This is a genomic window from Streptomyces sp. NP160 (assembly GCF_006335115.1).
Lineage (GTDB): Bacteria > Actinomycetota > Actinomycetes > Actinomycetales > Quadrisphaeraceae > Quadrisphaera.
Genome location: NZ_VDMJ01000140.1, coordinates 1 through 206 on the forward strand (window position 1 = coordinate 1; position 206 = coordinate 206).

A 206-nucleotide genomic window follows, 5' to 3' on the forward strand; every position below is an offset into this window, starting at 1 on the left:
TGCACACCCCCTCCTGATAGAAGAAGAGGTGGGACAAGCGGTGTCCCTGCTCGACCAGACTCAGGGCAAAACGATAGGCCGTGCTGGCCGTCTGGGTGCCATAGGCGGGCCCGGTGACCAGCAGAGCAAAATTCAGACTCATGATCGCACTCCTGCACAGCGGTGCATCCATTCTACCTCACAGACGCAAAAGCCCCTCCTGAGAG

Annotated in this window: 1 protein-coding gene; it reads right to left on the minus strand. The window is 59.2% G+C overall.

The genetic code is table 11. The features are described 5' to 3' along the window. A partial coding sequence (locus FHN55_RS24420; protein ID WP_218974948.1) for a DsrE family protein occupies positions 1 to 172 on the minus strand: 172 nt, incomplete at its 3' end. Between the last annotated feature and the right edge of the window lie 34 nt (positions 173 to 206).